Source organism: Streptomyces sp. NRRL WC-3549 (genome assembly GCF_000721935.1).
Taxonomy (GTDB): domain Bacteria; phylum Actinomycetota; class Actinomycetes; order Streptomycetales; family Streptomycetaceae; genus Streptomyces.
Map to the genome: position 1 here is coordinate 82,614 of NZ_KL585381.1, position 9,981 is coordinate 92,594.

Below are 9,981 nucleotides of genomic sequence, written 5' to 3' on the forward strand. Positions count from 1 at the left end.
CAGAGATGTGTATAAGAGACAGGCCCTCGGCCTGGCCGGGTGGGGCACCCTCCAGATCGTCGACGTCTTCACCGGGAGCGACAAGCAGGCGAACGCGGCCGACCGGCCGAAGACCTGCCCCTCCCCCACGGCGACGGTGCCCGCCAAGGTGCTGCCGAAGCCGGCCGCCATCAAGGTCAACATCTACAACGCGACGCCGCGCAGCGGTCTGGCCAAGGCGGCCGCCGACGAGCTCGAGAAGCGCGGCTTCGTGATCGGCGAGGTGGACAACGCGCCGGCCGCCTACGACAAGAAGGTGCCCGGCACCGGCCTGCTGCTCGGCGGCCCCACGGCCGCCGACGGCTCGTTCCCGGTCCTCGCCACCCAGCTTCCGGGCGCCGAGCAGAAGACCGACGCCCGCAGGACCGGTGACGTCGACCTGATCATCGGTACGAAGTTCAAGGCGTTCAGCACGCCCGCCGCCGCGGCGTCCGCCCTCGGCGCCCTGGCGAAGCCGGCTCCGGCCCCTTCCCCCTCCTGCTGAACCGGGCCGGAAGGAAGGCCGGGGCGCCGCCGGCCCCGGCCCGCGTCACTCCGCGGTGCCGTACATCCGGTCGCCGGCGTCGCCGAGCCCCGGCACGATGTAGCCGCTCTCGTCGAGCCGCTCGTCGACCGATGCCGTGACCACCGTGACCGGGGTGCCGGCCAGCTCGCGCTCCATCACCTCGACGCCCTCGGGCGCCGCCAGCAGCACCACGGCGGTGACGTCGTCCGCGCCCCGCTTGATCAGCTCCTGGATGGCCGCGACCAGCGTGCCGCCGGTGGCCAGCATCGGGTCCAGGACGTAGACCTGCCGGCCGGAGAGGTCCTCGGGCATCCGCGTGGCGTACGTCTCCGCCTGGAGCGTCTCCTCGTTGCGGATCATGCCCAGGAAGCCGACCTCGGCGGTCGGGAGCAGCCGCACCATGCCGTCCAGCATGCCCAGACCGGCGCGCAGGATCGGCACGACCAGGGGCCGCGGGTGGGAGAGCTTCACCCCGGTCGTGGCCGTCACCGGGGTCTCGATGTCGACCTGCTCGGTCCGCACATCCCTGGTGGCCTCGTACGCGAGCAGGGTGACCAGCTCGTCGGCGAGCCGCCGGAAGGTAGGGGAGTCGGTGCGCTTGTCGCGCAGCGTGGTGAGTTTGTGCGCCACCAGCGGGTGGTCGACGACGTGGATCCGCATGGGTTCAACAGTAACCGGGCCGAAGGGCCACTCCTCGCAAGCGTGCACTGGCATCAAGCACCTGTTCGGAGGGAAGGTGGGGGCATACGAACCCAGGCCCTTGGGGTGGTGTGTCGATTGCCCGACCGGGAGCAGATGGAGAAGCGCCGGAGTGCGCGCGACGCGCGCGACCTGCCCGACGCGCGGGAGGACGCGGCGGACGCGCAGGAGAGTGAAGCTTCGCGCCGGAGGCGCCGGGCGCAGTTCCTCCGCGAACTCCACGAGGCGAAGCAGCTCCGCGACCGGGTGCAGCCGCGACGGGCCCGTGCGGCCCGTATGCGCCAACAGATGCGGATGCGTACGTTCCGCTGGTGACCCCGGGCCGCCCGGGGCTGCGCCGTCCCGCCCGCGGGAGGGCACGGGGCGCGCCCTGGCGGAACTGATGGCCGACGCAACGGCCGAAGACCTCTCGCATCGCGCTCGTTTCTGCCACGATGCCGATTGGGCGGGGCCCAGAGCGGCCGGAAGACCGGCCGCCCTCCCGTCGGACCGATTCACCTATGAACAGTGGGAGAGTCACGGTGTACTTCGCCGCACTGCTCGCGCGCACCGAAGACGGGTGGGAAGCGAGCGACACGGAGCTCGACGATGTGGAAACCCTGTCCGACCTGACGGATCTGGCCCGTGAGGCCTCGGTGGACGAGGACACGGTCCTGGTCTACATCGAGCAGGAGGACGCCTGGTTCGGCGTCGTCCGGGTGGACGGTGAGGAGGACCCGCGTATCTACGTCTCGGACGCGTCCGCCGCCGCCCGCTCCTCGTACGGGGAGATCCTGCTCACCGACGAAATGCTCGGCCGCGAACCCGGGGCCGAGGACGAGATCGCCGCGCTGGAGGAGCTCGTCGGCCTCGACGGCACCGAGGACGGCGAACCGGAGGAGGCCGGGGAGGACGGCGGTTCCCGGACCGCCGCGGAGACCCCCGACCTCGACCTGGACCAGGACCCCGACGCCGTGCCGGCGGGGCCCCTCGGTGATCTGGGACTCCTGGCCGACCTCGGGGTGTCCGAGAAGGACCTGCTGACCCTGCGCAGCGACGCGCTGGCGGAGATCGCCGACGCGGTGGGCGCGGCCGACGTCCTGGAGGCCGTCCGTTAGGGTCCGCGGGTGACCGCACCACCACCCGCGTCTCCCTCGTCCCCGCCCGCCGATCCCGTACGGGACCCGTGGCAGGCATCCATGCGCCAGGCCCTGTACGAGGCGGCGCAGGCGGCGTCGGCCGGCGATGTGCCGGTCGGCGCCGTCGTGCTGGGCCCGGACGGCGCCCCGCTCGCCACCGGCCACAACGAGCGCGAGGCGACCGGCGACCCGACCGCGCACGCCGAGGTCCTCGCCCTGCGCCGGGCCGCGGCGGTCTTCGGCGGCTGGCGGCTGACCGGCTGCACCCTGGTGGTCACCCTGGAGCCGTGCACGATGTGCGCGGGCGCGCTCGTCCAGTCCCGGATCCGCCGGGTGGTCTACGGGGCGCGCGACGAGAAGGCCGGGGCGGCGGGGTCGCTCTGGGACGTCCTGCGGGACCGCCGGCTCAACCACCGCCCCGAAGTGGTCCACGGCGTCCTGGAGGACGCCTGCGCGGCGCAGCTGACGGCGTTCTTCCGCGAGCGCTGAGGCCGCCTCCCGGGGGTGCGGCCGCCGGGCCGGGAATCGGATTTCGACCATGGCCCGGGATGGTCTAAGCTCTCTCTCGGTAGCGTGTCCGAGCGGCCGAAGGAGCTCGCCTCGAAAGCGAGTGTGGGGAAACTCACCGTGGGTTCAAATCCCACCGCTACCGCTCTCTCGAAGGGCCCGACGCAGCGCGTCGGGCCCTTCGAGCATGTCCGGGGCGCCCACGCCCGGGGGCGTGCACGGCTGTGGCCCCGGCTCCTGGTCGGGACCGGAGCCGGGGCCACGCACCGCGTAGGCGGAGGTCGGGGGAAGCGGCATCGGGGGGACAAGCCGCTTCCCCCGGCGAGGACGGGGCCCGGCCCCACCGCGGTCAGGGGGGAGTCGCGCGGCGCGGGCCTCGGTGGGCCCCGTCCCTCGGCCCGCCGCATGGATGCCATGAACGGGCCTGTGGTCCATGGTGCTCCTCGGGCAGAGCCACGGCCGGGGGCAAACGGCCCGAAGGTACGGGTCCTTGGTCCTTAAAGGCCGCGTCAGGGATCGACGACGGCCCCTGGAACCGACCAGGTGTGCGGCTAGACTCTCCCGACTGCACAGGTGATCGACGGGGACAGGCGGGGGCGGGCTGTGGCGCAGGCGAAGAAGATCGCGCTCTACTTCATTGTGGTCTTCGTGCTCTACACGATCATCACTTCCCCCGAACGCGCCGCCGACCTCGTCCAGGTGGGCTTCGAAGGCATATCGAGCGCCGCCCAGAGCGTCGGGGACTTCATGTCCGAGCTCGTGAAATAGGTCCTGCCGCCCGCGTCAGACCGGGGTCGCGCCCCCTGGTGCCCCACCTCGCCGCGCCGGCGTCGGCCGATGACGATCCCCGGGCCTCGGCTTCGGTCCACGGCACCGGCCCCCCGGCCCCTCCGGGCCACCCGAACCTCACGGAGAACCCATGATCCGCCACCTGGTCCTGTTCAAGCTGAACGAAGGCGTCGAGCGGGACGACCCCCGGGTCGTCGCCGGGGCGGAGGCCTTCCGGGCGCTCGGCGGGAAGATCCCCGAACTGCGGTTCTGGGAGTGCGCCTGGAACATCACCGACCGGCCGATCGCCTACGACTTCGCCATCAACTCGGCGGTGGCGGACGAGGAGGCCCTGAAGCGGTACATCGAGCATCCGGACCACCAGGCCGCGGCCGGCCGGTGGCGCGAGTTCGCCACTTGGGTGATCGCGGACTACCCGTTCTGACGTACCCGCGTATCCGCCCCCGAGCCCCTCATCCCCCCGGAGAGGGGCTTTTCGCCGCGTTTAAACCACATCAGCGACAACACGACTCTATGCGGTGCTTGCTTACAGTGGACCTGTCTTGTGATGCTATGACCGCTTTTGACGGATGAGTTGACCGTAGTTGACCGCAAAGGGGTGGCGACACCGTGCCGGCCAGTACAGCGCCTCAAGTCCCGCCCCAGAACGTCCAGACGGACGACATCCAGACCGAGACGCCCGAACCCTCCGCGCCCGGCAGGACCAGGGGCGCGGACACCCGGGCGCTCACCCAGGTGCTGTTCGGCCGTCTCAAGGACCTCGAACCGGGCACCCCCGAACACGACCGGGTGCGCACCGCCCTGATCGAGGCGAACCTGCCGCTGGTGCGGTACGCCGCCGCCCGCTTCCGCAGCCGCAACGAGCCGATGGAGGACGTGGTCCAGGTCGGCACCATCGGGCTGATCAACGCCATCGACCGGTTCGACCCGGAACGCGGCGTGCAGTTCCCGACCTTCGCCATGCCCACCGTGGTCGGCGAGATCAAGCGCTACTTCCGGGACAACGTGCGCACCGTGCACGTACCGCGACGGCTTCACGAGCTGTGGGTCCAGGTCACCGGCGCCACCGAGGACCTGACGACCGCTCACGGACGCTCCCCCACGACCGCCGAGATCGCCCAGCGGCTGAAGATCTCCGAGGACGAGGTCCTCGCCTGCATCGAGGCGGGCCGCTCGTACCACGCGACCTCCCTGGAGGCGGCGCAGGAGGGCGACGGGCTGCCCGGCCTGCTGGACCGGCTCGGCTACGAGGACCCGGCCCTGGCCGGGGTCGAACACCGCGATCTGGTACGGCATCTGCTCGTCCAGCTCCCGGAGCGCGAGCAACGGATCCTGCTGCTGCGCTACTACAACAACCTGACGCAGTCACAGATCAGCGCCGAGCTGGGTGTCTCCCAGATGCACGTGTCAAGGCTTCTGGCCAGAAGTTTCGCCCGTCTGAGATCCGCAAACAGGATCGAGGCGTAACCAGAACGGGTAGACCGTCCTGGGACCCGTATCCAGGGCGGAAAAGCCGCACACCCCCTGTTTCCTGCACGGTTCCGCCGCTCACTTGTCGACTTGTCACTACAGCGTGTTGCCGACATGTGACATTCTGCTGGAACCGCGTTTGCCGCAGCCCCACCTCCGGTATTCAGGTGAGGGCTGCGTTCCTCCGATGGTCGTGGCCACCGCGACCGTCCGCGACCTCAAGGGGGTGGCATGTCCGTAGACCAGGGCAGCTCGAAGGTGCTCACGCTCACCAAGAGCGTGCCGGCGCCTGCCGTGCTCACCAGCTCGTCGGAAGCCATCGACACCCGCACGCTGTCCCGCTCCCTGTTCCTGCGGCTCGCCGCGCTGGGACCCGCCTCGGGACCCGACGGAACGGACAGCCCGGAGCGGGCCTATGTCCGGGACACACTCATCGAGCTCAACCTCCCGCTCGTGCGCTACGCCGCGGCACGGTTCCGCAGCCGTAACGAACCGATGGAGGACATCGTCCAGGTCGGCACGATCGGCCTGATCAAGGCGATCGACCGCTTCGACTGCGAGCGGGGCGTGGAGTTCCCCACCTTCGCGATGCCGACCGTCGTGGGGGAGATCAAGCGCTTCTTCCGCGACACCTCGTGGTCGGTGCGGGTGCCGCGCCGGCTCCAGGAGCTGCGCCTGGCCCTCACGAAGGCGAGCGACGAGCTCGCCCAGCAGCTCGACCGTTCGCCGACGGTCCCGGAGCTGGCCAAGGCGCTGGGGGTGTCCGAGGAGGACGTGGTCGACGGGCTGGCCGTCGGCAACGCCTACACGGCCTCCTCGCTGGACTCCCCCTCCCCGGAGGACGACGGGGGCGAGGGCTCGCTGGCGGACCGCCTGGGATACGAGGACGCGGCCCTGGAGGGCGTCGAGTACCGCGAGTCGCTGAAGCCGCTGCTGGCCAAGCTGCCCCCGCGGGAGCGGCAGATCATCATGCTGCGCTTCTTCGCCAACATGACCCAGTCGCAGATCGGCGAAGAGGTGGGCATCTCGCAGATGCACGTCTCGCGGCTGCTGACCCGGACGCTCACCCAGCTCCGGGAAGGGCTGATCGCCGACTGACCTCCGCGCCGTCCGCCGCGGGGTCCCACGGGGCGTCGCGCCGGGCACACGGCTCCACCGGCCGCCGGGGCGGCATGACCGCCACTCCGGCGGCCGGGGCGTGCTCCGCGGGACCCCGGGCCGGCGCGGGTGCGCCGCCGCCCGGAGCGCCGACGGGATAGTGGGCGGAAGACGGGGACGTGGGCGGAGTACGGGGGCGTGCTGCGGTCAGCCGAGCGCGAGCCAGGCGACCGCGCCGAGGATGACGACGACCGCGACGATGGCCATGATCACGCCGGTCTTCGGGCCGGACGGAGCAGCCGCCGTCTGCTGCCTGCGCTGGGGCTCGCCCTCGTCGACGAACGCGCGGAACATCTGCGTGCTGCCCGCCGGGTCGTGAGTGCCCTCGGGGCCCGGCTGCGGGGCGTGGGGGTTGTGTGCCATGGCCCAGGACCCTAGCGAACTCGGCGGTAGCGCCCAACCCCCGGGTCTCTCACGGCCGATGCTCCCGCACGGACCGCATGCCCTTCCCACGTGTCCGGTGCGGACCGGCGGGTACCCGAACGGGTGCGCCGGACATGTGCGCCGCGTGCGCCTCGCACCCCGCGCCGGGTGTGCCCGGGAACACACACGCCGAGGCGCGCCCGCCGTGCGCTGGGGGCTTGACCGCGACCCTACGGAGGCTTTTGGGTTCCTTTACTTATGCAAGCCCCATTTCGTTTGCCTGGGGCAACCAACGGCTTCTATCGTTGCCCTAAGCAACAAGATGTACCCGTGAGATGCCTGGAGGGCCGGTGGCCGCACGGAGCCAGTACGAGGAACTGGCCCGGCAGCTCAGCGCCGTCGGAGCCGTCAAGCGGGGACTCGCCCGCATCCTGCCCGCCGAGTGCCCCGGGGGCTCCGCCTCCGTGCTGACGCTCCTGAGCAGACACGGCGAGATGCGGATCACCCGACTGGCCGAACTCCTGGCCGTGGACATGTCCGTGACCAGCAGACATGTGGCCCACACCGTGGAGAACGGCTGGGTGGAGCGGCTCGCGGACCCGACCGACAAGCGGTCCCGCATCCTGCGGCTGACCCCCGCGGGCGAGGAACTCCTCGACGAGCTGAGCCGGCGGACGACCGAGATGTTCGCCCACAACCTCGTCGACTGGTCCGACGAAGAAGTCGGACAGCTCAACTCGTTGCTGTCCCGGCTGCGTGACAGCTTCGCGTGCCGCGGCCCGGGTGGATGCGCCCCCGGGAGGCACAGCGAGGGCTGCCGCGGCGGGCACTCCGATGACTCGTACACCCGTACACCTGTGTAACAGAAGCAAAGACAAGGAACTCCATGGCTACGACCACACCATCCGGTGTGCGGGGCGGCCACGCCAAGCACGGGGCCCCAGAAGCCCCCGCAGGCACGCCGATGACACACCGGCAGATCATGGAAGCGCTGACCGGGCTGCTGCTCGGCATGTTCGTCGCGATCCTGTCGTCGACGGTCGTCTCCAACGCCCTGCCGGAAATCATCTCCGACCTCGGCGGCGGTCAGAGCGCCTACACCTGGGTCGTCACGGCCTCGCTGCTGGCCATGACCGCCACCACGCCCCTGTGGGGCAAGCTCGCGGACCTGTTCAGCAAGAAGCTGCTGGTCCAGATAGCCCTGATCATCTACGTGGCCGGCTCGATAGTGGCCGGCCTCTCGACCAGCAGCGGCATGCTCATCACCTGCCGCGTCGTGCAGGGCATCGGCGTCGGCGGTCTCTCCGCCCTCGCCCAGATCGTCATGGCCGCGATGATCTCGCCGCGTGAGCGCGGACGTTACAGCGGCTACCTCGGCGCGGTCTTCGCCGTCGCCACCGTCGGCGGCCCGCTGCTCGGCGGTGTCATCACCGACACCAGCTGGATGGGCTGGCGCTGGTGCTTCTACGTGGGTGTGCCGTTCGCGGTCATCGCCCTGATCGTGCTCCAGAAGACCCTGAAGCTCCCGGTCGTCAAGCGCGAGGTCAAGGTCGACTGGTGGGGCGCGTTCTTCATCAGCGCCGCCGTCTCCCTGCTGCTGCTCTGGGTCACCTTCGCGGGCGACAAGTACGACTGGCTCTCCTGGCAGACGGCCGTCATGGTCGTGGGCGCCGCGCTGCTCGCGCTGATCTTCGTCTTCGTCGAGTCCCGGGCCCGCGAGCCGATCATCCCGCTGCGCCTCTTCCGCAACCGCACCATCACGCTGGCCTCGGCGGCCTCGCTGTTCGTCGGTATCGGGATGTTCGCGGGCACCGTCTTCTTCAGCCAGTACTTCCAGCTGGCGCGCGGCAAGTCTCCGACGATGTCCGGCGTCATGACCATCCCGATGATCGCGGGGCTCTTCCTCTCCTCGACCCTCTCGGGCCAGATCATCACCAGGACGGGCCGCTGGAAGGCCTGGTTGGTCAGCGGTGGCTTCCTGCTCACCGCGGGTCTCGGGATGCTGGGCACCATCCGGTACGACACCGAGTACTGGCACATCGCGGTCTTCATGTTCGTGATGGGTCTCGGCATCGGCATGATGATGCAGAACCTGGTCCTCGCCACGCAGAACCAGGTCGCCCCGGCCGACCTCGGCGCGGCCAGCTCCGTCGTCACGTTCTTCCGTTCCCTCGGTGGTGCCATCGGCGTCTCGGCGCTGGGTGCCGTCCTGGGCAACCGCGTCACCCAGTACGTCAAGGACGGCCTCGCCGACCTCGGCCCGGAGGGCGCCAAGCTGGGCCACGGCGGTACCGGCGGCGGAGGCATCCCCGACCTGGACAAGCTCCCCGCCCCGTTCCGCACGGTCATGGAGGCGGCCTACGGTCACGGTGTCGCCGACGTCTTCCTGTACGCCGCACCGGCCGCACTCCTCGCCTTCCTGCTGACGCTCTTCATCAAGGAGGTCGCCCTGAAGACGAACGCCGGAAACGACAAGGTCCCGGCCACCGCCGAGGCACCCGCCGTCGAGGCACCCGTCGCCGCCACCGTCGGCGCCCCCGCAGCGGTCTCCGGGGCGACGGCAGGGCTCGCCGCCACCGATGCCCAGGACGCCCCGCAGGCCACGGCCCCGGCCGCGACGCTCGTGGACTCCTCCCTCACCCCCCAGGGCGGCACCCCCGTGAGCGGTGTGGTGCGCGGCGCGGAGGGCACGCCCGTCGCCCAGGCCGCGGTCACCCTGATCTCACTGGGCGGCCGGCAGCTCGGCCGGTCCGTCGCCCAGGCCGACGGCGGCTACGTACTGGACGCGCCGGGCGCGGGCAGTTACGTCCTGATCGCCTCCGCGGACGGCTTCCAGCCGCAGGCGTCCACCGTGGTCGTCGGCGACGAGGCGCTGGCGTACGACATCCTGCTCGCCGGCACGAGCGGTCTCGCCGGGACCGTGCGGACCGCAGAGGGCGGGGCTCCGGTCGAGGGCGCCATGGTCGTGGTGACCGACGTCCGCGGCGACGTCCTGGCCACCGGCGTCTCGGACGCGACGGGTGAGTTCGTCTTCGGCGAGCTGATCCCCGGGGCGGTGACGGTCGCCGTGACCGCCGCGGGCTTCCGCCCGCTGGCGCTGCCGGTGGAGATCGGCGGCCAGGGTGTCACGCGGGCCGACGCGCTCCTGCAGGCCGGTGCGCTGGTACGGGGTGTCGTCAGGGCCGGTTCCGGCCGTGCGCCGCTGCCGGACGCCCGCGTCACGCTGATCGACGCGGCGGGCAACGTGGTCGGCACCTCGACGACCGGGGAGGACGGCGTCTACGCCTTCACCGACCTGGACGCGGGCGAGTACTCCGTGGTCGCGACCGGCTA

12 protein-coding genes and 1 tRNA gene are annotated in these 9,981 nt (G+C 71.0%); 11 read left to right on the forward strand and 2 right to left on the reverse strand.

The window, feature by feature from the left end; translation table 11 throughout:
• Positions 1 to 523, forward strand: a 523-nt coding sequence (locus IH13_RS0100590) for a LytR C-terminal domain-containing protein (RefSeq protein WP_063837382.1), incomplete at its 5' end; no start/stop codon positions are given.
• Positions 524 to 568: 45 nt separating this feature from the next.
• On the opposite strand, the gene upp is transcribed toward IH13_RS0100590, so the two are convergent.
• Positions 569 to 1,204, reverse strand: a complete 636-nt coding sequence (gene upp, locus IH13_RS0100595; RefSeq protein WP_031080047.1) for a uracil phosphoribosyltransferase — start codon at positions 1,202 to 1,204, stop codon at positions 569 to 571.
• A gap of 135 nt (positions 1,205 to 1,339) precedes the next feature.
• On the opposite strand from upp, the gene IH13_RS0100600 reads away from it, so the two are divergent.
• From IH13_RS0100600 to IH13_RS0100635, 8 genes are all read left to right on the forward strand, one after another.
• Entirely contained in the window at positions 1,340 to 1,558 is a 219-nt protein-coding gene (locus IH13_RS0100600) for a hypothetical protein (protein WP_031080050.1), read from the forward strand.
• A gap of 206 nt (positions 1,559 to 1,764) precedes the next feature.
• Positions 1,765 to 2,340 carry a tRNA adenosine deaminase-associated protein gene (locus IH13_RS0100605; RefSeq protein ID WP_031080052.1) on the forward strand — a complete coding sequence of 192 codons (576 nt, stop codon included), beginning with the start codon at positions 1,765 to 1,767 and terminating at the stop codon, positions 2,338 to 2,340.
• Positions 2,341 to 2,421: 81 nt separating this feature from the next.
• Complete coding sequence (gene tadA, locus IH13_RS0100610) at positions 2,422 to 2,850, forward strand: tRNA adenosine(34) deaminase TadA (RefSeq protein WP_031080054.1); 429 nt, start codon at positions 2,422 to 2,424, stop codon at positions 2,848 to 2,850.
• Between the two features lie 78 nt (positions 2,851 to 2,928).
• A tRNA-Ser gene (locus IH13_RS0100615) sits at positions 2,929 to 3,013 on the forward strand.
• Between the two features lie 458 nt (positions 3,014 to 3,471).
• Positions 3,472 to 3,636: a hypothetical protein gene (locus IH13_RS43810; RefSeq protein WP_199814581.1), complete on the forward strand. Its 165-nt coding sequence runs from the start codon at positions 3,472 to 3,474 to the stop codon at positions 3,634 to 3,636.
• 151 nt (positions 3,637 to 3,787) lie between these two features.
• Entirely contained in the window at positions 3,788 to 4,081 is a 294-nt protein-coding gene (locus IH13_RS0100625; RefSeq protein ID WP_031080056.1) for a Dabb family protein, read from the forward strand.
• 185 nt (positions 4,082 to 4,266) lie between these two features.
• Complete coding sequence (locus tag IH13_RS0100630) at positions 4,267 to 5,124, forward strand: RNA polymerase sigma factor SigF (protein WP_031080057.1); 858 nt, start codon at positions 4,267 to 4,269, stop codon at positions 5,122 to 5,124.
• A gap of 234 nt (positions 5,125 to 5,358) precedes the next feature.
• Entirely contained in the window at positions 5,359 to 6,225 is an 867-nt protein-coding gene (locus IH13_RS0100635) for an RNA polymerase sigma factor SigF (protein WP_031080058.1), read from the forward strand.
• A gap of 207 nt (positions 6,226 to 6,432) precedes the next feature.
• Here the strand turns inward: IH13_RS0100635 and IH13_RS0100640 are convergent, their stop codons facing one another.
• Positions 6,433 to 6,648 carry a hypothetical protein gene (locus IH13_RS0100640; RefSeq protein ID WP_031080059.1) on the reverse strand — a complete coding sequence of 72 codons (216 nt, stop codon included), beginning with the start codon at positions 6,646 to 6,648 and terminating at the stop codon, positions 6,433 to 6,435.
• A 350-nt stretch (positions 6,649 to 6,998) separates the two neighbouring features.
• Between IH13_RS0100640 and IH13_RS0100645 the strand changes: the two genes are divergently transcribed.
• Together IH13_RS0100645 and IH13_RS0100650 are read left to right on the forward strand one after the other, a co-directional pair.
• On the forward strand, positions 6,999 to 7,511 hold the full coding sequence (locus IH13_RS0100645) for a MarR family winged helix-turn-helix transcriptional regulator (RefSeq protein ID WP_031080060.1): 513 nt from the start codon (positions 6,999 to 7,001) through the stop codon (positions 7,509 to 7,511).
• 23 nt (positions 7,512 to 7,534) lie between these two features.
• On the forward strand, positions 7,535 to 9,981 hold a 2,447-nt coding region (locus IH13_RS0100650; RefSeq protein ID WP_031080062.1), incomplete at its 3' end, for an MFS transporter.